Here is a 22,768-nt window from a genome sequence, read left to right as displayed (position 1 = left end):
GGACTGATGATGAACCCTATAGGGTTGATTTCGATGCAATATGCGAGGCCTTTCACGGCCGAGCACTTTCCGCTGTTCAAGAAGATGCGCGAGCACGGCTTTGATTTCGTTGAGCTCCTGGTGCCTGAGCCGGGCGAACTGGATCTTGCCGAGACCAAACGCGCGCTGGACGATGCCGGCCTCGGCGTCGTGCTTGCCGCGCGCGTTAACCTGCAGCGCAACCTCGCATCGGCGGACAGCGAGGCGCATAAGGCAGGCATCGAATATCTCAAATACACGGTCGACTGCGCCGTCGGCCTGGGAGCCAGCATCGTCGGTGGGCCCTTGACCGGCAACCCGCTGGTTTTCGCCGGCCGCGCACCGCAGCCCGTGGACGAAACCGAACGCCTGGCGCGCAAGGAGCGCTGCGTGGCGGGCCTGCGCGAGGCGGGCGACTTTGCCGCCGATGCCAATGTCGTGCTCGCCGTCGAGCCGCTTAACCGCTTTGAAAGCGACGTCTTGTGCACGACCCAGCAGGCCATGGAACTGCTCGACGCCGTCGATCATCCCGCCGTGCAATTGATGCTGGACACCTTCCACATGCATATGGAGGAAAGCTCGCTAGCCGAAGCGATCCGACTGGGCGGCAGCCGGCTGGCGCATTTCCAGGCCAATGAAAATCATCGCGGTTTTCCCGGCACTGGCTCGACGGACTGGGTGGCTGTTTGCCGCGCGCTTCACGAGGTCGGTTATAAAGGCCCGATTTCGCTCGAACCGTTCCGCCGTGTCGACGACCGCTTCGGCGTGCCGTTCGCGCAATGGCGCCCGCCCCACGAAGACGAAAGCAACCGCCTGGCAGCGAGCAGCGCCTTCATGAAATCCCATCTGCTTCTGACGGAGTATCGTCGATGACCATCAAGATCGGCTGGATCGGCTGCGGCATTCACGCGACCCAGATGCTGCTGCCGCAGCTCGTGCGTCATGACGTCGAGATCGTCGCACTGTGCGATATCGATCCGAAGCGGCTCAAGGATGCCGGACGGCAGTTCGGAGTGACCAGGCTGACGACCGACGCGCAGGAACTGCTGTCGACCCCCGGCATCGATGCCGTCGGCATGGCCGTGGGGCCGGACCAGCATCTCGCCTTCGGCAAGGCAGCCCTTGAGCGCGGGCTTTCCGTGTTCATGGAAAAGCCGCCTTCGGGTTCAGCGGCGGGCGCACGCGAACTTCTCGCGGCGTCCGAGAAGGCGAAGAAACCCTTACTGCTTGGATTCATGAAGCGATATTCGATCGGCAATCGAATGGCTTCGAACATCGTCAAGTCCGGACGTTTCGGTGACGTGCTCGGTCTGACCGGCTACTACATGACCGCGCCGGGCTACTTCACCGGCAATGTCGACTACACCGGCTTCTTCCTGCACCACTGTGTTCATTACATGGACCTCGTTTCCTTCATGGTGTCGCCGGTGCGCAGCATCTCGGCGAAAAAGGTCGAGAAGACGCCCGGCCGTGTGCTGTTCCATGTCGGCTTCGAGTTCGAATGCGGCGCCATCGGCAACATCGCCATGGGCACGATCCAGTCGCGCGGCACCCCGGTGGAGCGCCTGGAACTGATGGGCGACCACCAGCGCATCGAGGTCGACGACGTTATCGAAATCCGCTGGCACCGCAACCCACCCTTCAAGATCGACGATCTCGGCGCAACGCTCGACGAGGCTGCCGATACCTTGACCTGGAAGCCGAATTTCACCGCGGCCGCCAATGAGGACCCCAAGGGTTATCATGCGCTGCTCAGCGACGTGGTTCCCGCGCTGATGGGCAAAACCACACCTGCCCCCAGCATCGCCGACGGTGTGGTGGCGATGGAACGGCTGGAGACGCTGCGCAAGGAACTGGCGCTGTAGACCGCCTTTAACTGAAGATCGCGACGCTGCCGCTTTGTCAGCGTCGCGATTTACCGAACACCGACCAGTCGGTCCGGCTCGTCAGCAGTTCGAGGCCCAGCGTTCCCAACCAGCTGTTGCCGCTGGGGTCGAGCGCGGGCGACCAGACGGCAATCGAAGCGCGATGCGGGGCAATCGCCAGGATACCGCCGCCGACGCCCGACTTGGCGGGCAGGCCGACGCGATAGGCAAAGTCGCCAGATCCGTCATACTGCCCGCACAGCATCATGATCGAGAGGATGCGGCGCGCTCGCCGGGCCGCCGAAAGCGAACGCTCGCTGCCATCGTCGGAGTCGTCATGCATTAGAAACCGACCCGCCTTGGCAAGACCTCGGCAATCCAGCGTGATGGCGCATTGGTGGACATAGGCGTCCATCACCTTCTCGACCGGATGCTTCAGATTGCCGTGGTGCCGTGCCATGAACATGAGCGACCGGTTGAGGTCGCCGCCCGTCCGGTCGCTCGCCATTACTTCCGCATGAAGATCGAGGGTCTCGTCATCGATCAATCGCTCCAAAAAGCGGACAACATGCCTATTGGGGCCTGCCCGCCCGCCGAGACCGACCAGAACGTCGCATATCACCAGAGCGCCGGCGTTGATGAAGGGGTTGCGCGGGATGCCCTTGTCTCGCTCGAGGTCGATGATCGAGTTGAACGGATCGCCTGACGGTTCGCGCCCGAGCCGGTCCCATAGCGCGTTGCCGAGCGCCTCAAGAGCGACCTCCAGCGCAAAGACTTTGGATATCGATTGGATGGGAAAGCCGATGCCGGCATTTCCGGCTGCGCTCATGTCCCCATCGCGCGTGAACACGGCGATACCGAACTGGTCGAAATCGGTCTTCCGCGGCGCTGCTTTGCCTTTCGCTTCCGCCGCCGCCACAGCCTCGTCATAGATGCCGGGCGCGCGTTTGCGAACCTCGGCCACGACATCGTCAAGAACAGCCTTCAGTTTGACGCCGTCCCGCTTCAGATCGTCCATGCACTTTTCCTGCTCTTCGCGGTTTGTCCAGACGAACAGATAGTCGCGTTCCGGAAGTTGGCAACGGCTTCGCAGCGCCGGGTGGATGACGCAAAGGGGGCCCCCAGCCGTCGGTCGACCACATAAATTTATTCGTTTTTGACCAATACGCGCAGTCGAATTGCTGTACTCTCCAGCAAAACACCGGGACAACCGGGCCAACCAGAAAGGTTTGGGGAATGAAATACGTCGTCGATACGATTGCCGGTCCCACAGGCGGCGATGCCTGGCAAGCCGCTGTGACCGAAGCCTATTTTCCGCTCGACACCGAGTACCAGAACCGCCGGGAGTTTTCCGGCGCACTGGAAATCTTTTCCCTGGGTCTCGTCAGCGTGTCGAAGATGCGATGCGATGCCGTCAGCTACCGCCGCCATCGCCGCCACTTCCTCAATGAGCGCGACGCCAGCCTTCTGATCACCATTCCCGAACTGTCGGAGGTAAATTTCTCGCAGGGCTCGCGCACCGTGAAATGCGCGCCGGGCGGCTTTCTGTTGGAGCGGGGCGATGCGCCTTATGAATTCTGGCACGGCAAGCCAAACGCGCTCTGGGTGCTGAAAGTGCCGTCGGCCAGCGTTCGCGCCCGGATCGGTTCGGCCGAACGGCTCAGCGCTCTGAGCTTCGACGCCACGCAGGGCGTCGCCGCCCTGTTCATCGATACGGTGCGCACCACCATCGGCCATATCGACAACATCGATGAAGCCGCTCGCGAAATGATGGGCCGGCACATTCTCGAAATGCTGTGCCTGTCGATCGTCAGCGACGAACGGGTGCTGGACAGCAACGTCTCCTCGATAAGGGCGGGCCATCTGCATCGCGCCGAGCAATATATCCGCGACAACTTGAAAAGCTGCGATCTTGGCCCGCAGGCGGTCGCCGACGCCTGCGGCATTTCCCTGCGTTACCTGCAGGTTCTTTTCCAGGACAGCAACCAGTCGATCAACAGCTTCATCCGGGATGCCCGGCTCGAACGCTGCTCCGAAGAGCTGATGACGGTGACCAACACCAGCAGTATTGCCGAGATCGCCTATCGCTGGGGCTTCGCCGACCAGTCCCAGTTCTGCAAGCACTATCGGACGCGGTTCGGTTGCTCGCCGACCGACACGCGTCGCCAAGCCGCCAGCCGGGCGAGCCGTGCCTCTCCATCGCGCGAGCGGCACTAGCGTCAAACCCGGGCGAATTCCCACCATGTGTTGCAACGCCATCCCGATAAGGGGCGGCGAGAGCCGGGCCATGCCCGCCGCAAAGGATATGTCATGAGCCGAACCAGAGTTGCCGTCGATGTCGGAGGAACCTTCACAGACATCTGCATCATGGATGAAGACACCGGCGTCATCCGCATCGAGAAGACTGCATCCACGCCCGACGACCCCATGCAGGCGATCATGAACGGCGTCGAGCAGGGCCGCATCGATCTCTCCGAAGTGACGATGTTCTCGCATGGCACAACGGTCGCCACCAATGCGCTGATCACCCGTCGCCTGCCGCGCACCGCCATGGTCTGCACCGAAGGCTTCCGCGACGTGGTGGAAATCCGCCGCGCCAACAAGGAAGACCTTTGGGACACCTATAAGGATGTCGCCAAGCCTTATATCCCTCGACGTGACCGGCTGACTGTCCGCGAGCGGATCGACGCGGAAGGCACGATCCTGGAAGTGCTGAACGAGGACGATGCGCGCCGCGTGGCAGAGGTGCTGAAGAAGCGCGAGGTCAAGTCCATCGCCGTCTGCTTCATGAACTCCTACGTCAACGGCGCCAACGAACGCCGCATGCGCGATATCCTCAAGGAGGTCATGCCGGACCTGCCGGTATCGATCTCCTCGGAGGTGATGCCGGAGATTTTCGAGCACGAACGCTTCTCGACGACGATGGCGAACGCGGTCTGCGCACCGGTCGTGGTCGATTACGTATCGCGTCTCGGCGACAAGCTTGCAGCGGCCGGCTACAAGCGCGATCTCTTGCTGCTGCATTCGGGCGGCGGCGTGATGACGCCCGCGAGCGTCAGGGATTTTTCCGCCCGCCTCGCCGGCTCGGGCATCGCCGCCGGCGCCATCGCCAGCCGCTTCATCGGCAATCTCTGCGGCTTCCCCAACTCGATCGGCTTCGACATGGGCGGAACGTCCACCGACGTCTCGCTTGCCTGGAACGGCGAGTCGCGCATCACCAAGGACTGGTACATCGAATTCGGCTACCCCATCCGCTTCCCGTCCATCGAGGTGCTGACCATCGGCGCGGGCGGCGGGTCGCTCGCCTGGCAGGACGAAGGCGGCAGCCTTCGCAACGGGCCGCAGTCGGCCGGCGCTTTTCCCGGTCCGGCCTGCTACAAGAACGACAACCGCACGGCGACGAACACGGATGCCAATGTGGTGCTCGGCCGCCTCGGCACCAGCCTGGCGGGCGGCAAGATCACGCTCGACCCTGCCCTTGCGGCGGAAGCTGTGCAGGAGACGGTGGCGGCACCCTTCGGCATGGAACTGCATCAGGCGGCGGAGGCCATCGTCGCGGTCGCCAATGCCAATATGGCCAATGCCGTTCGGCTGCTCTCCATCAGCCGCGGCTACGACCCGCGCGACTTCGCCCTTGTTGCCTTTGGCGGTGCCGGTGCGCTGCATGGTGCCGCGGTGGCCAGGGAACTGTCGATCCCGACGGTTATCGTGCCTCCCAATCCCGGCGTCACCTCCGCGCTCGGCTGCCTTCTCGTCGATGTCCAGCACGATTTCTCCGAAAGCTTTATGGCGGATGCCTCGACCGTCTCGCCCGAAGACATGCAGACGGCTTTTGTCCGCATGGAGGAGCAGGCTGTCGAGCGCCTCACCCATGAAGGCGTGGCGCAGGAAGACATGGCGCTGCAGCGCACGGTCGAGATGATGTATCAGGGCCAGTGGCGTTCGCTGGCAGTCTCGGCGCCTGCGAAGATCGAGCGGATCTGCTCGCTGATCGAAGCGTTCCATAACGAGCATGAGCGCGAGTTCAACTACCGCCGCGAGGAAGCGCCGGTCTCGATATTCCGTATCGCCGTCAAGGCTGTCGGCATCGTCCCGAAAGCGGAGATACCCAGGCACGAGGTCTCGCCGCATGAGCCCGAGCCGGTAGGACGCCGCAGTGTCTGGTTCGATGGCGTCTCGCATGACGCGGCGGTCTATGAGCGTGATCGTTTCACCGCCGGGGCTTCCTTCACTGGGCCTGCCATTGTCGAGCAATTCGATTCCACCACCGTGGTGCCGCCGGGAATGGCCGCGACCGTCGACGGTTTCCTGAACATCTTGATCACGACGAAAGGCTGAGGACATGACAAAGCTGATCGAAACCAGCCAGAGCCTCGACCCTGTAACCTTCGAGGTGTTGAAGAACTCCTTCATCACCACGGTCGACCAGATGGCCGAGCAGATGCTGCGCACCTGCTACTCCTTCGTCATCTACAACCGCGATTTCTCGAACGCTTTGCACGACGCCGACGGCAACTCCGTCGCCCAAGGCAACTACGATATCGCGGTCCATGTCGGCACGCTGCACAACACCTGCAAGGAGGTCATCCGCGTTTTCGAAGGCGACATGGCTCCCGGCGACGTCTATGCGATCAACGACCCCTATGCCGGCGGCACGCATTTCAGCGACGTGCGGCTGGTCAGGCCGATCTTCGATGAGGACAAGCTGATCGGCTTTTCCCAGTCGAACGGCCACTGGTCCGATCTCGGCGGTTCGGTGCCCGGCTCCTTCGACGTCACCGCCCGCGACATGTTCCGCGAGGGTCTGCGCATCACGCCGCTGCGCCTGTTCCAGCGCGGACGCTTCTGCTCCGATGTCGCCAACATGATCGCGGCCAACACGCGCGACCCGGCATCGATCATCGGCGACATCCATTCCCAGGCACAGGCGACCCAAGCCGCCGAGCGCGAAGTGCTGCGGCTGGTCAAGAAATACGGCCGCGATCAGGTGACGCGCGGCATGGAAGAGGTGCAGGACTATGTCGAGCGCGCCGTGCGCAAGCGTCTCTCCGAACTGCCTGATGGAACCTGGGAGACGGTCGATTATATCGACCGCGATCTCGGTGCAGGCGAAGGCATGATCCCGATCCGCATCAAGATGACGATCAAGGGCGATCAGATCCATTACGACTTCACCGGAAGCCATCACACCATTGCGTCGATGTATAATTCCGCGCCAGGCGCGACATTCTCGGCCGTGGTCGCCGGCATGAAGACCTTCTTCCCCGATTTGCCGCTCAACAGCGGGTTCTATCGCATGATCGAGGTGACCGCTCCCAAGAACAGCATCGTCAGCGCCGAGTGGCCGGTCGCGGTGACCGGATTCCTGATGCCGTTCGAAAAGATCATGAACTCGATCTTCGAGATGTGGTCGAAGATCATGCCCGAGCGGGCCATCGCCTGCGCCTTCAACCTGGAATATCTTCTGGCCGGTGGGCGCGACGCGCGTAAGCCGGAAAAGCCGATCTTCATGTTCTACGAATGGCTGCCTGGCGGCTGGGGCGGCCGCAACGGCAAGGATGGCGCGGATGTCACCACCGCCTGCTTCGGCACCGGTCTGATGTCGCAGCCCAACGAAGGCAACGAACGGGTGAATCCGACCCGCACCACCGAGTTCCAGATCAAGCAGGACTCGGCCGGTCCGGGCAAATGGCGGGGCGGCGTCGGCGTACAGAAGACCTCCTTGCTTCTGGAGGCTGAAGGCGCTGTCATGTCCTACATCTGCGACCGCGAGCGCGCGGTGGTCTGGGGCGTCGAGGGCGGCCTGCCCTCCATGCCGCATGGCTTGACCATGAAGCGCGCCGGAGAGGAGACGGACATCTGGCTCGGCTCGGTGTTCTCCGATTACCCCGTCCACACCGGCGACGAGTTCGCTCGTCCCACGGCCGGCGGCGGTGGCTTCGGCGACCCGCTGCAGCGCGATCCGGCCAAGGTGATGGAAGACGTCATCGACGACTATGTTTCGCTTGCCCGCGCCAAGACCGACTATGGCGTTGTGATCCGCGAGATCGACCGCGATCTGTGCCAGTACGAGATCGACGCTGATGCGACGGAAGCATGCCGCGCCGACATCCGGGCCAAGCGAAAGGATTGGGCGCGCACGGACCCAGGTGAGGTGGCGCGGAGATACAAGTCGGGCGAGATCGATTCACTTGATGCCGTTCGCCACTATGCGGTGATCCTCGATTGGGAGACAGGCGAGGTTCTTCCCAAGACGACCGAACAGTTCCGCGAAAGCTTCGAGAAACGCACGGTCGCGCACTGGGATTAACTGAAGGCAGAAGAGCGTCGCACAACATGCGGCGCTCACCGCCGTCGAAGCTATCTGTTTTTTCGATATAACAATCTAAGAACTACTATTTCACAGATGCCTTAGCTTAGAGCAACATTGCTCCAATGCCGCAAAAGACGGCAATCTTTAAAGGGGTAAAAATGGCGCAGAGCGTGGAGCGGTCATTCACCGTGGCCGGCAGCATCGACGAAGCATTGGCCGCCCGGCTGCAAGGCGCGGTTGTTCTTGCCGGTGGAACCTGGCTGCTGCGCGATCCACTGCGGGGTGTCGAACTGCCGGAAGCTGTCGTAGCAGTTCACCGCATACCATCCCTGTCCGAAGTGATCGTGGAGGCAGACCGAATTGTCATCGGCGCTGGGGTCACGCACGAGGCGCTTGGCAAAGCGCTACGCGGTATTGCCGGCTTCGAGGCCGTTGTCTGTGCTGCCGAAAGTGCGGCCAATCCCGGAATTCGAAGGGTTGCGACCATTGGCGGCAACCTTTGCAGCATCGACTTTCCCGCAGCCGATCTTGCCCCTGCCCTGCTTGCCTGCGGAGCGGCAGTTGAACTGGAGACGACCTCCGGCCCGAAACGCATCGACATCCCCAGCCTTCTGAACGATCGGCCGGGTTTGCTTGACCAATCCATTCTGACGAAAATCCTCTTGCGCCGCGACCTGATCGCCAGCGCCCACATCCGCTTGCCGCTCCGCAAGGCGGGCGACTACCCGGTCGCCATCGTCTCGCTTGCTTTGGACCAGGACCGTCGGTGCCGCATCGCCGTCGGCTCGGTGGAACCGGTGGCCCGCCGCTGGACTGTGCTCGAACAGGCGTTCGCAGCTGAGCCGGGCGGCTTCCCGCGCGTTCCGGAGCGCGCCGAAGCGCTCGCATCAGAACACAATGATTTTGATGGCCGCGACGGCACCGAAGCCGATGGATGGTACCGGCGGCAGGTTCTTCCCGTTCTGATCAAGCGCGGTGTGGCGGCACTGCTCGAGTCGGAGGGCCTGGCATGACTGTGACATTCCGGCTGAATGGCGAGGACTACCGCTTTCGCGACGATCCTATGACGCCGCTGATCGACATTCTGCGGCAGGAACGCTTCCTGACCGGCACGAAAGCTGTATGCCGCGAAGGTTTTTGCGGTGCCTGCACAGTGCATGTCGACGGCGACGCGGTGCCGTCCTGCCTCAAACCCGTGGGGTTGCTTGAGGGCTGCGAGGTCGTCACCATCGAAGGGCTGAGCGCGGGCAACCAAGTGCTCCATCCTTTGCAGGCGGCGTTCGAGGCCGCGGACGCGGTTCAGTGCGGCATGTGTTTTCCCGGCATGGTGATGAGCCTTTTGGCCTTCATGCGCGACAATCCCGATGCCAGCCGTGACGACATCAAGGCGGCGATGGTCGGCAACATCTGCCGCTGCACCGGCTACGAACGGATCGTCGACACCGTTGCCGACTGCCTTGCCCAACAGCGGCAGACCGCAAAAGTCGCGGGGGGCGCGGATGTCTGAAGCTTCCGTCACGGTCATGAACCTTCCCCGCCGCGACGCGCAGGACAAGCTGCGCGGGCGGACGAAATACACCAACGACCGCGCCCGCCCCGATATGCTGCACGCGGTGCTGCTGCGGTCGACCGTGCCGGCCGGACGCATCGTCCGGCTCGACGTGTCGCCGGCACTGGCCTGGCCCGGCGTCCGCGCGGTTGCGACCGGAGCCGACGCGCCGGGGCTCTATGGCATCGGCATTGCCGACCATCCGCTGATGGCCATCGACACGATCCGCTACCATGGCGAACCCATTGCCGTCGTCGCCGCCGAAACGGAGGAGCAGGCACGCGCGGCCCTTGCCGCGATCATCTTGGAGATCGAACCGCTCGCGCCGGTTCTCACCATGGCGGAAGCGCTCGAACCCGGCGCCCGGCTGATCCATGAAGACTGGCGTGGCTATGAGGTCATCACCGAAGGCGGCGCACGCGCCGGCAACATTGCCTGGGAAGCCAAGTCCAGCCGGGGCGATGTGGACGCAGCTTTCGCCCGCTCCGACGTCCGCATCGTGGAGAGCAGTTTCAGCGTCGGCCGGCAAAGCCACGTGCCGTTCGAGCCGCGTGTCGCCATCGGCTCCTGGGAAGACGGCCGCGCCCATATTCAGACCTCGACGCAGGTGCCCTGGACGGTGCGCAACGTCACAGGCCGCGTCATGCAATTGCCGCCCGGTCGCGTGCGCGTGACGGTACCTCCGGTCGGCGGCGGCTTCGGCCTGAAATTCGATGCCTCCATCGAGCCGATCACCGCACTTCTGGCGCGAATGACCGGCCGCCCGGTGATGCTGGAGAATACGAGGCAGGAGGAAATGGCAACCTGCCTCTGCCGCGAGAATGCGGAGATCCGGATCCGGTCGGCGGTGACGGCCGAGGGCGAGATCGTTGGCCGCGAGGCGGTCGTTCTGATGGATTGCGGCGCCTATGGCGGCGAGCAGGTGTTTCTCACCACGATGACCGCGCACACGCTGGGCGGCAATTACCGCGTCGGCGCGACCCGTCTGGTCAGTCGCGCGGTCTATACGAACACCCCTCCAAATGGTGCTTTCAGGGCCTGCAATGGCGTCTACAACACCTTCGCGCTGGAGCGGCACACCGACGAAATCTGCGATTTCCTGGGTTTGGACCCCATGGAATTCCGCAAAAAGAACGTCCTCGGAGATGGCGATTTCGGTCCCACGGGCCAGGTTTTCGAAGACGATGTGCTTGCCCCGATGCTCGACCGCATGGAAACACTGCGAGCCAAAACCGGCACCCTGGAAAGAAAGGCCGATGGACGGCTCTACGGAATGGCGACGACGGTCGGCACCTGGTTCGTCTTCACCGGGCCTTCGGCCGCCACCGTCAACCTGAATGCCGACGGCAGCGCAACGCTGGTCACTTCCGGCGTTGAAATCGGCTCCGGCACGATGATGCAATCCCTGCCCCAGATCGTGGCAGGACAGCTTGGCCTTGCGCCTCACCAGGTGATCGTGCGCGAGGCCGACACCGATGCCGCCGGCCTCGATGTCGGTGTCGGCGGAGGTCGCACCACTGTGTCCATAGGCGCTGCCAGCGTTGCGGCTTGTGCCGAGGTAAAGGAAAAGCTTCTGCGCGCGGCGGGCGAGATGCTGCAGACCAGGCCGGAAGACTTGGTGCTGCGAGACGGCCGGGCGGAAATCTCAGGCCGTCCCGGTTCGGGTGCTACGATCCCGGCCGTAGTCGCCCATGCGCAAGCCACCACCGGCCCGATCACCGGCAGCGGCGCCTTCACGGCCAAGAACACCCCGGCCATGGCGGGATGCGCCATGGGTCACTTCATCGATGCGCTCGATATCCCAGTCTTCGTGGTGCACGAGGCGGAGGTCGCGGTCGATCCCGATACCGGCCATGTCGAAGTTCTAGCCTACCGCGTGGTTCAGGATGTCGGCCGCGCGCTCAATCCCCGCGCCATCATGGGCCAGATTCAGGGCGGCGTCGTGCAAGGCCTGGGCTATGCCCTGCACGAGGAGGTGACGATCACCACCGATGGCCGCATCGCGCAGAACGATTTCGAGACCTACCGGCTGCCGCTGGCAGGCGACGTGGTTCCGGTCGCAGCCGACCTCTATGAAGGCGCGCCCTCGCTAGGCCCGTTGGGGGCCAAGGGTGCGGGCGAAGTGCCGATCCTGGCGGTGGGAGCTGCCATCGCCTGTGCGGTTTCGCGTGCCATCGGCAAGCCGGTACGGCAGCTGCCGTTAACGCCGCCGCGCGTTTTGGGCCTGTTGCACGACCGCGAGCCGCAGCCTGATTTTCCGCACATCGCGTCTGGCTGGGCGGCGAACACTTTGGGCTGAGGCTGGAGGAACAATGGTCACTTTGAATTGCGATATGGGCGAAAGCTTCGGCAACTGGCGCTTCGGCGACGATGCCGGCATCATGCCGCATATCGACTGCGCCAACATCGCCTGCGGCTTCCACGCGTCGGACCCATGGACCATGCTCAAGACCGTGCGGTTGGCCCTGGCGCATGGCGTCAAGGTCGGCGCGCACCCCTCCCTCCCCGACAAGGAGGGCTTCGGCCGGCGCGAAATGAAGCTGCAGCCGGAAGAACTGACCGCCGCCTTTCTCTACCAGATCGGCGCGCTGACCGGCATGCTGGCGGCCGAAGGGAGCGAACTCACCCATGTCAAACCGCATGGCATCGTCTATGGCATGGCCGCGCGCGACAAGGACACCGCCCTGGCCATTGCGGCTGCCGTCAAGCCTTTCGGGGTGCCGCTGTTCGGCATGGCCGGAACCCATCATGAGACAGCGGCGGCTGAGCTCGGCGTCGAGTTCGTCGGCGAGTTCTTTCCTGACTTGACCTATGCACCCGACGGCGGCCTGATCATTCCCCGAGTGCAATCGGCCATCGATCTCGGCCAAGCGGAAGAGCGCATCAGCCGCGCGCTGACACGCAACGAATTTGTCGCCACGGACGGCACGGTTCGCAAGGTCTCTTTCGGCACTGTCTGCATTCACTCCGATCCGCCCAATGCGCGCGACGTCGCCGCGCTGATGCGACAGATCATCGACAAACACGCTTAAGGACGGCAAAACAAAGACCGTCTCACTCGAATCCTCTGAGGACTTTCATGGAAGCGCTTTCCAACTCTCTCGCCGCCGCCGACATCGCCACCACGATGCACCCCTATACAAACCTGCGGCAGCACGAAAAGACCGGGCCGGTAGTCATCAGCCGTGGCGACGGTATCCGCGTCTATGACGAGCACGGCAAGGAGTATATCGAAGGCCTGGCCGGGCTCTGGTCGGTGGCAGTCGGCTTTTCGGAAAAGCGTTTAGCGGATGCGGCTTACCAGCAGATGCTCAAGCTGCCCTACTATCACACCTTCTCGTCCAAGGCGCATGAGCCGTCCATCCGGCTGGCCGAAAAGCTGGTCGAAATGACGCCCGAAAACCTGACGCGTGTGTTCTTCACCTCGTCGGGCTCCGAGGCCAACGACACCATCGTCAAGATGATGTGGTTCATGAACAACGCGCTCGGCCGGCCGAAAAAGAAGAAATTCCTCGCCCGCACCAAGGGCTATCACGGCATTACCGTTGCCTCGGGCAGCCTGACCGGCCTGCCGATCAACCATCGCGACTTCGACCTGCCCGCCATCCCCGTTCGCCATCTGACCTGCCCGCACTTCTATCGTTTCGGCGCGGAAGGCGAGGATGAAGCGGCGTTCACCGCGCGCCTGCTGGCAGAGCTGGAATCCGTCATCGCAGAGGAAGGCGCGGATACCATCGCCGCTTTCATCGGCGAGCCGCTAATCGCCGCCGGCGGCGTCCTGCCCCCTCCGGCCGGCTATTGGGAAGGCGTCGAAAAAATCTGCCGCGCAAACGACATCGTGCTGATCGCCGACGAGGTGATCTGCGGGTTCGGCCGTCTCGGCACGCCGTTCGGCTGCCAGAAATACGGCTTCACGCCTGACATCATGACGCTGTCCAAGCAGATCACCTCATCCTACATGCCGCTGGCCGCTGTCGTGTTTTCGGAGGCGATCTACCAGGCAATCGCCGACAATACGGCGACCATCGGCAATTTCGGCCATGGCTTCACGGCTTCGGGTCACCCGGTGGCAACCGCCGTGGGCCTTGAAAACCTCGCCATCATCGAAGAGCGCGATCTGATCGGCAATGCGGCACGGCTCGAGGCATCGTTCCAGGCGGGCATTCGCTCCTTCTCAGACCATCCGCTGGTGGGCGAAGCACGTGGCACGGGTCTCATCGGCGCGGTCGAGTTGGTGGCCGACAAGGCGACGAAGCGGCCTTTCGCCAAGGCCGGCCGCGCGGGCGCCATCGCCAACGTCATCGGACATGAGGAAGGCCTGATCTTCCGCTCCATTGGCGACCAGCTGGCGCTGTGCCCACCGATGATCGCCACCGAGGACGACGTGAAGGAGATCATGACGCGCATGGCACGGACGCTCGAGCGTTTGACAGGCGCCGTGGCACAGGAGGGATTGGAATGACCCGCGCAAAGGCCGAACCCGTCACCCATATCGACGACGACCGTTTCCGGGTTACCGAATGGCGGTTCGCCGCCGGCGCGGAAACCGGCTGGCATATCCATGGCCATGACTACGTCATCGTGCCGTTGACCGACGGCACGCTCGGTCTCGAAGGCCCCGACGGCGCGCAGTCGCAGGCGACCCTCACCCAAGGCGTGCCATACTCCCGGCGCACGGGTGTTGCCCACAACGTTATCAACGCCGGGGAAGCGCCGCTGTCCTTCCTGGAGGTCGAAGTGGTGGAGGGTGGCGACCGCACGGCCCGCCGCCTTGCCGTTCTCGACCGCTTCCTCGCGGCCTGGAATGCCCGCGACGTGGACGAGCTCATGCAATGCATGGCTGAGGATTGCGCCTTCCATGGTTCTGCCGGACCCGAGGCCGAGGGACGCAGGCATTTCGGGCGAGAGGCGGTACGCGCTGCCTACGCAGCGCTGTTCGAAGCTTTCCCGCAAGCGGCATGGACCAAGGGCCGCCACGTCGTCACCGGCGACACCGGCCTCTCTTCCTGGCGTTTCGTGGGCACCAGCAAGGCCGGACAAACGGTTGATGTCGATGGTTGCGATATCTTCACCTTCTCAGGCGACCTGATTGCGCTCAAGGATTCCTATCGCAAGTCGCGTGGGTAGCGACCATTCAATTCACGATGAAAGGCGGGCACCGTCGGCCTTTCATCGTGAAAAATGAGGGTGTTCCTAACGTTTCTTCTCGAATGCGGCGACTTGGAAGGCTGCCGTCTGCTTGTAAGTCACGAGGTTCATGTTTTTTTGAAACGTCTTGAAAGCCTGCCGTTGGGCGATACGCGGCAGGATGGCAGCGTCGTCGAAATCTCTGATATGATGCAGCACCACCAATCGCCCGCCTGGGGCCAACGAACGGTACAGCTTGGGAAGAAGCCGGCGTAGATCGCCGGGTTTGAGATAATAGAAAATCTCCGAAGCGACGATCAAATCGAACGGCCCGCGCGGAGTCGCCCGAGGCAGCAGGGCCAGCCTGAACGTTACGCGGTTATAACCTTTGGAGGCATTGCGCGCGCCCTTAAGCACAGTCGGCGAGGCGTCGACCGCCAGCAGGCGAAGGCATTGTGGGGCCAGCGCTCGGGTGGTTTCGCCATTGGCGCAGGCGAGTTCCAAAGCGCGCCCGTAGATACGGTCACCGGCGGCGCGGAGGAGAGCTCTTCGCTTATAGGCTTCGAACGGCGAGGCCGCGTAATTCCAGGGGTCGATGTTCTCCTGGAACTTCGCTTCGAACCCCGCCGCGTCGATTATTGTCCGCATTGCCGCCAGAAGACCTCCGCAGGACCGGTCAGCCGCTCGATTGTCGGCTGAGCGAGCACGAAACCGGACGGGTCGTCATGCACAAGTTCGCCCAATTGCGAGCGATGGGCTTTGATCGCATCGCGCTTGGCGTCGAGGACAGCTGTCACGTCGAAAGCAACTTGTTCCATCTCGCCTTCGCCGGGTCGGTCGTCGGATCGTCCGAATTCATCCAACCAGATCGCGTATTCCAGAATTTCGGGACGTTGGCCGCTGGCCGCAATGGCATCCATCGTCAGTTGCCAGGAGTCGCGATGGTCCCGATGCGGGTCGCGGCGCCACGGCATGAGCACCAGCCGGGGAGCGAGGTGCTTGACGATCGCCAGAACTGCGTCGACCGCCTGTCGATATGCTGCGCTGTCCCGCCCGGGCATATTGGCATCCTCCAATCGAAGGAAGGTGCGCGGCTGAGCCCCGGCGCCCAGCCGCGCCAGCGCTTCGGCCGCTTCACGTTCGCGTTGCGCGGCAAGGCTTTGCCGGCTCCATTGGATGGAATTGAGATGCGAAGCGCCGCCATCGGTGATGAAAATGGTATGAACAACGGCACCACGCCGCACTGCCCCTGCGATCACGCCACCGCAACCGAGTGTCTCGTCGTCGGGATGCGGCGCGATGACGAGCAGTGGCCCGTCAAGCAGATCGAGGGCGAGAGCTGATTTCATTCAGGAACCAAGTCGTCCGTGGCGCTTGGAACCCAGGCTCCCGCTGCGATCGCTTCGCCGAATGCCGCAGCTGCGCCGTCCGGGTTCGGCTGGCGCAGGTAGGTTCGCATGTCTCGCATAAGCCTTTCGAACGGATGAGGCGCAATCATCCCCGCGGCGCCGATGCCGCGTTCAGCATCCTCGAGCAGATCCATCGCCGCGGTTTCGACCGCCAGACGCGCACCATTTACAGCCGCGGCCAGGTGGTGTTTCGGCGCGTCCGGCGCGGTATCAATGGCAGCCGTCTGCCAAGCCTCCGCTACCCTTGAAAGCCAGAGATAGCCGCTTTCCAGGGCAACTCCCATCCGTGCAAGCCGATGTGCCTGATACGGATTCTCCGCCCGCCCGATGCTCTGCAAATGATCGACGGTCGCATCGAAAACGGCATGCATGCCACCAACCTGAACGGCAACGAACCGGATCGCCCCAGCCACGAACCAGGGCTGCCTGATGTAGTCGTCAGGCCCCCCCAGCAACCAGTCATCCTCGACCAAGACGTCCGTGAAATCCACGATGTGGCTCCCCGACGCTCGCATGCCAACCGGCCGCCACCACGACCGGTCGACGGGAAGGTTTGCGACCGGCACGATGATCATGCGCCGTCCGTCCTCTTCGGTGACGGTGACGATGGCATGCGAGAGCCCGTCGACACCGGATGCGAAATTCTTCGATCCAACAAGGCGTCTGCCTTCCAAGCGAAGGGGATCGGCCGGCGCATCGGTGTTCCACACGCCGAATACCCCTCCTCCGCCTTGAGAAATCTCTGTGTAGATTTCGCGCTGCCGCTCCGTCCCGTACGACGCTATCAGCCAACAGGCGTTGACATGCCCCTCGAAAATCCGTCCGACATTCAGATCGCCCCGTCCCACGGCTGCAAGCAGCATCAGAAGAGACCGCATTTTTTCCGCCTGGATCGGCGGATTCGATAGTAGACCGAGCGTGCTCAGCTCTGCGAAGGCTTCGGATGGAAATGCGCCATCGGCATCGCGCGCGGCAGCACTGCGCGCGATGGACCGCGACAGGGCCGATAGTTTGGGTGCGGCGGTTGGCTTATGCAGCATGAGCAATTCCCCGAAGCTCGGCGATACGGCATTCCAACATCGCTATGGCGTTTGCTGCAGGTTCGGTCTCGGGCGCATCGAGCACATCACCAGCGAGTTGTTCGATAAGTGTGCAGATCGACAAATGTCCACCGTCCATTTGGGTGTATGGCGAGGCGATGCCCCAATGATCGAATGTCTGCTCAACGATCTCCGGCGTCGCGTCGCCCAAATCTCTTAGTGCACGACGCAGTCGCAGCCGGCGCTCCACCTCCCTGGGACTGTCCACAAGAACAGGAAGACCATCCGCTTCCGCGCGAATCCAGTTCTTCAGGCAGTCCGCCATACCGCCACGCGCACGGCCATGTGTCCTCGCCGAGACGGTGACCGTGACCTCGGGAGCATGACGGAGGCGGAACCCCGCAGCTCTGGCTTTCGAGACAAAGGCAATATCTTCCCGCAGCGGCAGCGGATCCATGCCGCCCACAGCACGGTATACAGTCGTGCGCACGGCGATGCTCGCGCCGGTGTGGTCGTGATGCCGAGGCCACGGGTCATGGTCGAGGGGATCGATCAGCCAGGCGAGTTCGTCGCAAAGCTCCTGATACCGCGCATGGACATGCGCGCGGCGCAAAAATCCATCCCCCAACCTCAGCTCTTCTTCTTTGTCGCCGACAATACGACCTCCGACGAGGTCGGCGCCCAGCGCAATGGCTGCGAGATTCTGCTCAACCCAGTCGTCGGCCGGCACGGCGTCGGCATCGGTCGTCAAAATTACCCCCGATGGTTCTCGACTTGCAGCGATATCCATAGCCAGTCGGCGAGCGGATCCGACATGGGCGGAGGACGAAGGAAAATCCAGGCAGCGGATGGTCAGTTGAAGGGTTGCAGTGTGCCGCCGAGCAGCTTCAAGTGCGGTTGCCAAGGAGCCATCGTCGGAATTGTTTATGACCAAAACGACTTGAAGCGGATGATGGAGCTTGGAAAGCGCGGTTTGCCTGGCCAATGCAGCAATGAGGCGGGGTAGCAATACCTGTTCGTTCTTAGCAGGTATTGCTACTACAGGAACGAAAGACGCAGACATGGGACCCTTTGGTTATTGGACGGTCGATCCTCAGCTTAAGGCGGAGCCGCAACAAATGTTCCCGTCTCTACACCAATAGATTTGTTAAACCGGACCGGCTTCAGGCAGCCTTGGCTATGCGTTTTTCAGAGCGTTAACGCCACCGCCGCTTGAAAGCAGGCGACGAGCTACACGCCGCTGTGGCGCCGGGCCTGGACAGCGCCTGAAACCCATCGCGTCAGAACACCGTAGAATCGATCAAATGCAAACAGAAAAGTTCATTGCCTGTTTCATGCTGCGGCAGTAACTCATGGCCTGGCCGTTAGACCGCTGGAGCCTGAATGATTGATTTCTACACGATCTATCTGGTTGTCCTGCTTTCCGGTCTTGCCAACTGCGTCATCTGGGGAGCCATTGCTTATTGCTACCGCGATCTCCATGCGGCGCGTTACTGGCTTGGAGGGAGCATTGCGGGCTTTGTCGGCGGGCTGATCCTGGCAATCCAGGGCGATACGGGCCTCTTCCTGGCGACGGTCGGCGGCAACACGATCGTCGTGTTTGGCTTCTGGCTGAACTATATGGGGGCCCGGCTCTTTCACGGAGATCGCCCCTCCCCGCGCTGGACAGCGGCTCTCCTTGCCCTCAGCATCTTCGCTATGCTGGCGACCTTCCATGTTTGGTACGGCCGCAATCCGGTGTACACCTTGGCGCAGTCATTGCCACTGCTGATAACCTCGCACTATCTGTGGCGGCGGGCGGGACGGGAGGTGGGAGCCGCCATCACCTGCGCTGCCTTGGCGATCGCCTGCATCGCGCACTTGTCCATTGCAGGCGGCAACGTCCTCATCGTTGCCGGAATCGCGCCGGACCTTAACCTACGCGATGCCGCGGCCCTCGATCTTCTGGTTTTCCGCTTTGCGGCGGCCATCTGGAATTTTGGGTTCCTGATTTCCGTCATCGGCTATCTGCGCCGCGAAGTGGAACGGCTAGCCAATGAGGACGACCTGACCGGACTGGCAAACCGGCGGCTGTTCATGAAACACCTTGGCGCCGCCTCCGCTCAAGCGAGCCGGAAGAGATTCAGCGTGATGCTTTTCGACCTCGATCGCTTCAAGGCCATCAACGACATCCATGGACATGCTGCGGGAGACGCTGCCTTGAAGCATGCCGCAGACGTTCTTCGTGGCCACTTCCGGCAGAGCGATATCTTTGCGCGGCTGGGCGGGGATGAATTTTGCGCCCTGTTGCTGGACATGGACGTGAACGAGACCACCGCATTCGCCGAGCGGGTACTCGGGTCCTTACACGCCTCGCCTTTTGTTTGGCGTGACCTGTCGCTCGATGTAAGCGCGAGTATCGGGATAGCATTTTCCTCAACGTTGTACCCGCTGACGCCGAACAGCATTATGGAGGAAGCCGATCGCGCGCTTTACGAGACCAAACGGCGCGGCAGGAACGGCTTCACCGTTCATGCCCTAACCACTGTGCCTCGACCACTAAAAAACGTGATCAGCTTCGAGCCGAAGCCGGGCAGACAGGCCCTCTCATCACCAGGTCTGAAACCCGGTTTATGATCGCGGCGCCCGACTGTTAACCGTTTCGACCTGGACTGCTCCCTCGCCCTATTGCCGTCTAATACCGCACCATTCCGGCATCGACATTGATGGTCTGCCCGGTGATCCAGCGAGCGTCATCGGAAGCAAGGAACGATACGACGTCGGCGATATGCTCTGGCTGTCCCTTGCCTTTCATGGCCTGCAACATTTCGACGAATTCAAAGGCGTTGTTATGTGGGCTGTCCTTGACGCCGTCGCTTTCGATGAGGCCTGGCGTGACGGCATTGGCGGTGATGCCATACTTGCCAAGCTCTGTCGCCAGCGCCCGCGTGAAGCCGATGACGCCGCCCTTCGCCGCCACGTAGGCGGCCATGTTCGGCGTGCCGGCAAAAAAGGTGTTGGAGGCTATCGAGATGACTCGGCCCGCCTTCTGCTTCGCCCGCATCTGGTCGGTTACGGCGCGTGTGACGATGAAGGTCCCTGTCAGGTTGACATCGATGATCTTGCGCCAGTGGTCGAGATCGACATCGTCCCATGCCACGAAGGGCACGATGGAGGCATTGTTGACGAGAATGTCGAGCCCGCCCGTCTTGTCCTCGATTTCCTTGACCAGAGAAGCCACCGCGTCAGCATCGGAAATATCGGCCGCAATCGCAAATGCGCCGTTGCCGATCGCCTTGGCCGCCGCCGTCGCGCCGTCCGCGTTCATATCGCTGACCACGACGGTGGCGCCGTCGGCCGCCAGCCGGGTGGCAATCGCCTTGCCGATGCCCTGCGCAGCGCCGGTGACCAGCGCCGTGCGTCCAGAAAGTCTTTCACTCATTTTCTGTCTCCTAATTCCTGATGCGGTTCATGCGTCTGCGTCAATCGCGGCAACGGAGGCCGCGACGCCGGCAGCCGTGTCGGCTTCGAATCCAAGCGCGTTGAGCGCGCCTCCAAGCGCCGCGAGAGCGGCAACCGCATAGATCGGTTGAGCTGTCGGACCCATGTGCCCGATGCGGGTCAGTTTGCCGAGCGTCTCGCCGCGACCGGAGGAAAAGACGACGCCGTAGCGCGCGCGTACCTCCTTCCGCAATTTTGCCTCGTCGATGCCTTCCGGAATGCGCACCGCGGTGGTCGTGGGCGAGGCAATCGCCTCGCGCGCAGGCCAAATGTCGAGACCCATGGCGCGGACGCCGGCCCGCATAGCCTTCGCGGTCAAGGCGTGTCGTGCCCATACATTCTCCGGACCCTCGCCGAGATAGAGGTCGAGCGCCACGTCGAGGCCGTTCATCTCGGCCACAGACGGAGTGAAGGGAAACGGCTCGCTACGCGACCAGGCTTTTTCCCAGTCGAGGATGGACAGCATCGAAGCACGCGGTGCCGCAGGGTTTGCCTTCATCTTCGCCCATGCCCTATCGCTGATGCCGGCCATGGTGAGGCCGGGGGGCGCACCGAGGCACTTGTTCGGGCCGGTGATGTAGATGTCGGCGCTGCAGTCCTCGGGATGCGTCTTCATGCCGCCGAACGAGGAAACCGCGTCCACGATGAGATAACCGCCATGTTCGGCAACGATTTTGCCGATCTCGTCTATCGGGTTGATCGTTCCGGAGGGCGTGTCGTGATGGCAGACCGAAACCACCGTCACTTCGGGGTGCTTGACCAGCATCTCGCGAACAGCCTGCGGGTCGAGCGCCTCGTTGTAAGCAGTCACGAGCTCGACCAGATTTGGAGAATAGCGTTTCGCCCAGTAGCCGAAACCCTTGCCGTACACACCGGAAGCGAGGTTGAGCACAGTGTCGTCCGGCGTGATCAGCGAAGCCGCGGCAGCTTCCAGGCCGAGCACCGGCTCGCCGTGGAGGATGACCGGCTTTGTCGAGAGCCGCATCGCCTTCTGAGCCTTCTCCACCACCTTCTCGTAAAAGGCCTGGAAAGCCGGATCATAGTCGTAGAGAACCGTGCGGCCGAGGCCGCGCAGCACATCCGGATAGGCGTTTACCGGCCCGGAGGTTAAAGTGAGAACCGGTTGTGCGTCGTCTGCATAGCGCATGATATTACCTCAGCCGTAGAACTGCGTGCCGGTACGGTAGTTCTGGTAGTTCTCCATGTCATGGGAGAACATCAACTCGGCATCTCTTTCCTCAGCCAGCTTCTTGACGCGGCGCATGGATTCAACGCCGGCAACAGGATCGATGTGGAAAGATGCCTGGCACAGGGTCTCCAGGCTTTTCTGCGTATAGGCGGCGTCGATCGTGAAGAGGATCGGGCGACGGTTAGGAAATTCTACCAGCAGGCTGTAGTGGCCAATGGAATGGCCCGGCGTGAAGATCAGATGAACACCTTTGGCGAGTTCCACATCGCCCTCGATGCCTTCGAAGGTGGAGTTCTCGCGCGTCGTGCCCGCGAGAAGCTGATCGGTCACCCCGCGTGCCTCGGCCGCCTCTGCCGAAAAGCTCAGATCCGAATAGCCGAGATGCTCGAAGGGCTGGGGCGCGCAAGCCTGCGGCACTTCCAGCCTGTGGCAGATCTTCTTGGCATGCGGGAAATATTTGTTGCCGCCGCAATGGTCGAAGTGAAAGTGCGAGTTGAACACCACGCCCACGTCTTTCGGCTCAAGCCCGATCAAGCCCAGCGCGCCGGGGATCGTCTGCTCCTTCGTCTGCATCGGCTTTTCGAAGGGAAGTACCTTCATGACGTGGTCGTAGTCGAAGCCGGTGTCGATCAGGAAACGCCCTTCTTGATGCTCGACCAGTATCGAATAGACGGGGAAACGCACGTCGCCCGCCGGGCCGCGGTTCCAGAACACGTGATACCCGTCGATCACGAGCGAGCCGCCGTCGAGCAGATAAACCTTTGTGTCAGCCATCTTC

20 protein-coding genes are annotated in these 22,768 nt (G+C 62.4%); 12 read left to right on the top strand and 8 right to left on the bottom strand.

Going from position 1 to position 22,768, the window contains the following annotated elements; genetic code table 11:
- Positions 1–9: 9 nt before the first annotated feature.
- The gene (locus ICI42_RS11515; protein WP_188165056.1) at positions 10–891 is read left to right on the top strand and encodes a sugar phosphate isomerase/epimerase family protein; all 882 of its coding nucleotides are present in this window, start codon (positions 10–12) and stop codon (positions 889–891) included.
- Positions 888–1,883: a Gfo/Idh/MocA family protein gene (locus tag ICI42_RS11510; RefSeq protein WP_188164715.1), complete on the top strand. Its 996-nt coding sequence runs from the start codon at positions 888–890 to the stop codon at positions 1,881–1,883. Before ICI42_RS11515 ends, ICI42_RS11510 begins: the two co-directional genes overlap by 4 nt.
- Before the next feature lie 37 nt (positions 1,884–1,920).
- On the opposite strand, the gene glsA is transcribed toward ICI42_RS11510, so the two are convergent.
- Positions 1,921–2,901 (bottom strand): glutaminase A, encoded by a 981-nt coding sequence (gene glsA / locus ICI42_RS11505; protein ID WP_188164714.1) that lies wholly within the window; start codon positions 2,899–2,901, stop codon positions 1,921–1,923.
- Between the two features lie 218 nt (positions 2,902–3,119).
- Here glsA and ICI42_RS11500 point away from each other — a divergent pair, with 218 nt between their 5' ends.
- The 9 genes from ICI42_RS11500 (at position 3,120) to ICI42_RS11460 (ending at position 14,872) form a co-directional block, all read left to right on the top strand.
- Entirely contained in the window at positions 3,120–4,100 is a 981-nt protein-coding gene (locus tag ICI42_RS11500; RefSeq protein ID WP_188164713.1) for an AraC-like ligand-binding domain-containing protein, read from the top strand.
- Positions 4,101–4,193: 93 nt separating this feature from the next.
- Entirely contained in the window at positions 4,194–6,221 is a 2,028-nt protein-coding gene (locus tag ICI42_RS11495; RefSeq protein WP_188164712.1) for a hydantoinase/oxoprolinase family protein, read from the top strand.
- A 4-nt stretch (positions 6,222–6,225) separates the two neighbouring features.
- Positions 6,226–8,193, top strand: coding sequence for a hydantoinase B/oxoprolinase family protein (locus tag ICI42_RS11490; protein ID WP_188164711.1), 1,968 nt, complete (start codon positions 6,226–6,228; stop codon positions 8,191–8,193).
- A 161-nt stretch (positions 8,194–8,354) separates the two neighbouring features.
- The gene (locus ICI42_RS11485) at positions 8,355–9,209 is read left to right on the top strand and encodes an FAD binding domain-containing protein (protein ID WP_188164710.1); all 855 of its coding nucleotides are present in this window, start codon (positions 8,355–8,357) and stop codon (positions 9,207–9,209) included.
- The gene (locus tag ICI42_RS11480; protein WP_188164709.1) at positions 9,206–9,703 is read left to right on the top strand and encodes a (2Fe-2S)-binding protein; all 498 of its coding nucleotides are present in this window, start codon (positions 9,206–9,208) and stop codon (positions 9,701–9,703) included. Before ICI42_RS11485 ends, ICI42_RS11480 begins: the two co-directional genes overlap by 4 nt.
- The gene (locus ICI42_RS11475; protein ID WP_188164708.1) at positions 9,696–12,044 is read left to right on the top strand and encodes a xanthine dehydrogenase family protein molybdopterin-binding subunit; all 2,349 of its coding nucleotides are present in this window, start codon (positions 9,696–9,698) and stop codon (positions 12,042–12,044) included. The genes ICI42_RS11480 and ICI42_RS11475 overlap by 8 nt, the downstream gene beginning before the upstream one ends.
- 13 nt (positions 12,045–12,057) lie before the next feature.
- Positions 12,058–12,777, top strand: coding sequence for a LamB/YcsF family protein (locus ICI42_RS11470; protein WP_188164707.1), 720 nt, complete (start codon positions 12,058–12,060; stop codon positions 12,775–12,777).
- Between the two features lie 47 nt (positions 12,778–12,824).
- Positions 12,825–14,207, top strand: coding sequence for an aspartate aminotransferase family protein (locus ICI42_RS11465; protein ID WP_188164706.1), 1,383 nt, complete (start codon positions 12,825–12,827; stop codon positions 14,205–14,207).
- Positions 14,204–14,872, top strand: coding sequence for a nuclear transport factor 2 family protein (locus ICI42_RS11460; RefSeq protein WP_188164705.1), 669 nt, complete (start codon positions 14,204–14,206; stop codon positions 14,870–14,872). Before ICI42_RS11465 ends, ICI42_RS11460 begins: the two co-directional genes overlap by 4 nt.
- 66 nt (positions 14,873–14,938) lie before the next feature.
- Here the strand turns inward: ICI42_RS11460 and ICI42_RS11455 are convergent, their stop codons facing one another.
- From ICI42_RS11455 to ICI42_RS11440, 4 genes are read right to left on the bottom strand one after another with little or no spacing between them, the layout of a single operon-like run.
- Positions 14,939–15,520 (bottom strand): class I SAM-dependent methyltransferase, encoded by a 582-nt coding sequence (locus ICI42_RS11455; RefSeq protein ID WP_188164704.1) that lies wholly within the window; start codon positions 15,518–15,520, stop codon positions 14,939–14,941.
- Positions 15,508–16,221, bottom strand: a complete 714-nt coding sequence (locus ICI42_RS11450) for a PIG-L deacetylase family protein (RefSeq protein WP_188164703.1) — start codon at positions 16,219–16,221, stop codon at positions 15,508–15,510. The genes ICI42_RS11455 and ICI42_RS11450 overlap by 13 nt, the downstream gene beginning before the upstream one ends.
- Positions 16,218–17,321 carry an acyl-CoA dehydrogenase family protein gene (locus tag ICI42_RS11445; RefSeq protein ID WP_188164702.1) on the bottom strand — a complete coding sequence of 368 codons (1,104 nt, stop codon included), beginning with the start codon at positions 17,319–17,321 and terminating at the stop codon, positions 16,218–16,220. Before ICI42_RS11445 ends, ICI42_RS11450 begins: the two co-directional genes overlap by 4 nt.
- The gene (locus tag ICI42_RS11440) at positions 17,311–18,384 is read right to left on the bottom strand and encodes a glycosyltransferase (RefSeq protein ID WP_188164701.1); all 1,074 of its coding nucleotides are present in this window, start codon (positions 18,382–18,384) and stop codon (positions 17,311–17,313) included. Before ICI42_RS11440 ends, ICI42_RS11445 begins: the two co-directional genes overlap by 11 nt.
- Before the next feature lie 320 nt (positions 18,385–18,704).
- Between ICI42_RS11440 and ICI42_RS11435 the strand changes: the two genes are divergently transcribed.
- On the top strand, positions 18,705–19,937 hold the full coding sequence (locus ICI42_RS11435) for a GGDEF domain-containing protein (protein ID WP_188164700.1): 1,233 nt from the start codon (positions 18,705–18,707) through the stop codon (positions 19,935–19,937).
- Between the two features lie 58 nt (positions 19,938–19,995).
- On the opposite strand, the gene pldH is transcribed toward ICI42_RS11435, so the two are convergent.
- Genes pldH through pldA form a run of 3 tightly spaced genes read right to left on the bottom strand, consistent with a single transcriptional unit; the run spans position 19,996 to position 22,764 of the window.
- Entirely contained in the window at positions 19,996–20,742 is a 747-nt protein-coding gene (gene pldH / locus ICI42_RS11430; protein WP_188164699.1) for a pyridoxal 4-dehydrogenase, SDR-type, read from the bottom strand.
- A 27-nt stretch (positions 20,743–20,769) separates the two neighbouring features.
- Positions 20,770–21,948, bottom strand: coding sequence for a pyridoxamine--pyruvate transaminase (gene ppaT / locus ICI42_RS11425; RefSeq protein ID WP_188164698.1), 1,179 nt, complete (start codon positions 21,946–21,948; stop codon positions 20,770–20,772).
- Positions 21,949–21,957: 9 nt separating this feature from the next.
- Positions 21,958–22,764, bottom strand: coding sequence for a 4-pyridoxolactonase (gene pldA / locus ICI42_RS11420; RefSeq protein ID WP_188164697.1), 807 nt, complete (start codon positions 22,762–22,764; stop codon positions 21,958–21,960).
- Between the last annotated feature and the right edge of the window lie 4 nt (positions 22,765–22,768).

It is taken from the genome of Oryzicola mucosus, from assembly GCF_014534685.1.
In the GTDB taxonomy this organism is placed as follows: Bacteria; Pseudomonadota; Alphaproteobacteria; order Rhizobiales; family Rhizobiaceae; genus Oryzicola; species Oryzicola mucosus.
This window is presented reverse-complemented; position numbering and strand designations above follow the sequence as displayed.

Bases quoted from the DNA above. Each gene is read 5' to 3' on its own strand.
- ICI42_RS11515 (WP_188165056.1), top strand. From the start codon at position 10: ATGAACCCTATAGGGTTGATTTCGATGCAATATGCGAGGCCTTTCACG.
- ICI42_RS11510 (WP_188164715.1), top strand. From the start codon at position 888: ATGACCATCAAGATCGGCTGGATCGGCTGCGGCATTCACGCGACCCAG.
- glsA (WP_188164714.1), bottom strand. From the start codon at position 2,901: ATGGACGATCTGAAGCGGGACGGCGTCAAACTGAAGGCTGTTCTTGAC.
- ICI42_RS11500 (WP_188164713.1), top strand. From the start codon at position 3,120: ATGAAATACGTCGTCGATACGATTGCCGGTCCCACAGGCGGCGATGCC.
- ICI42_RS11495 (WP_188164712.1), top strand. From the start codon at position 4,194: ATGAGCCGAACCAGAGTTGCCGTCGATGTCGGAGGAACCTTCACAGAC.
- ICI42_RS11490 (WP_188164711.1), top strand. From the start codon at position 6,226: ATGACAAAGCTGATCGAAACCAGCCAGAGCCTCGACCCTGTAACCTTC.
- ICI42_RS11485 (WP_188164710.1), top strand. From the start codon at position 8,355: ATGGCGCAGAGCGTGGAGCGGTCATTCACCGTGGCCGGCAGCATCGAC.
- ICI42_RS11480 (WP_188164709.1), top strand. From the start codon at position 9,206: ATGACTGTGACATTCCGGCTGAATGGCGAGGACTACCGCTTTCGCGAC.
- ICI42_RS11475 (WP_188164708.1), top strand. From the start codon at position 9,696: ATGTCTGAAGCTTCCGTCACGGTCATGAACCTTCCCCGCCGCGACGCG.
- ICI42_RS11470 (WP_188164707.1), top strand. From the start codon at position 12,058: ATGGTCACTTTGAATTGCGATATGGGCGAAAGCTTCGGCAACTGGCGC.
- ICI42_RS11465 (WP_188164706.1), top strand. From the start codon at position 12,825: ATGGAAGCGCTTTCCAACTCTCTCGCCGCCGCCGACATCGCCACCACG.
- ICI42_RS11460 (WP_188164705.1), top strand. From the start codon at position 14,204: ATGACCCGCGCAAAGGCCGAACCCGTCACCCATATCGACGACGACCGT.
- ICI42_RS11455 (WP_188164704.1), bottom strand. From the start codon at position 15,520: ATGCGGACAATAATCGACGCGGCGGGGTTCGAAGCGAAGTTCCAGGAG.
- ICI42_RS11450 (WP_188164703.1), bottom strand. From the start codon at position 16,221: ATGAAATCAGCTCTCGCCCTCGATCTGCTTGACGGGCCACTGCTCGTC.
- ICI42_RS11445 (WP_188164702.1), bottom strand. From the start codon at position 17,321: ATGCTGCATAAGCCAACCGCCGCACCCAAACTATCGGCCCTGTCGCGG.
- ICI42_RS11440 (WP_188164701.1), bottom strand. From the start codon at position 18,384: ATGTCTGCGTCTTTCGTTCCTGTAGTAGCAATACCTGCTAAGAACGAA.
- ICI42_RS11435 (WP_188164700.1), top strand. From the start codon at position 18,705: ATGATTGATTTCTACACGATCTATCTGGTTGTCCTGCTTTCCGGTCTT.
- pldH (WP_188164699.1), bottom strand. From the start codon at position 20,742: ATGAGTGAAAGACTTTCTGGACGCACGGCGCTGGTCACCGGCGCTGCG.
- ppaT (WP_188164698.1), bottom strand. From the start codon at position 21,948: ATGCGCTATGCAGACGACGCACAACCGGTTCTCACTTTAACCTCCGGG.
- pldA (WP_188164697.1), bottom strand. From the start codon at position 22,764: ATGGCTGACACAAAGGTTTATCTGCTCGACGGCGGCTCGCTCGTGATC.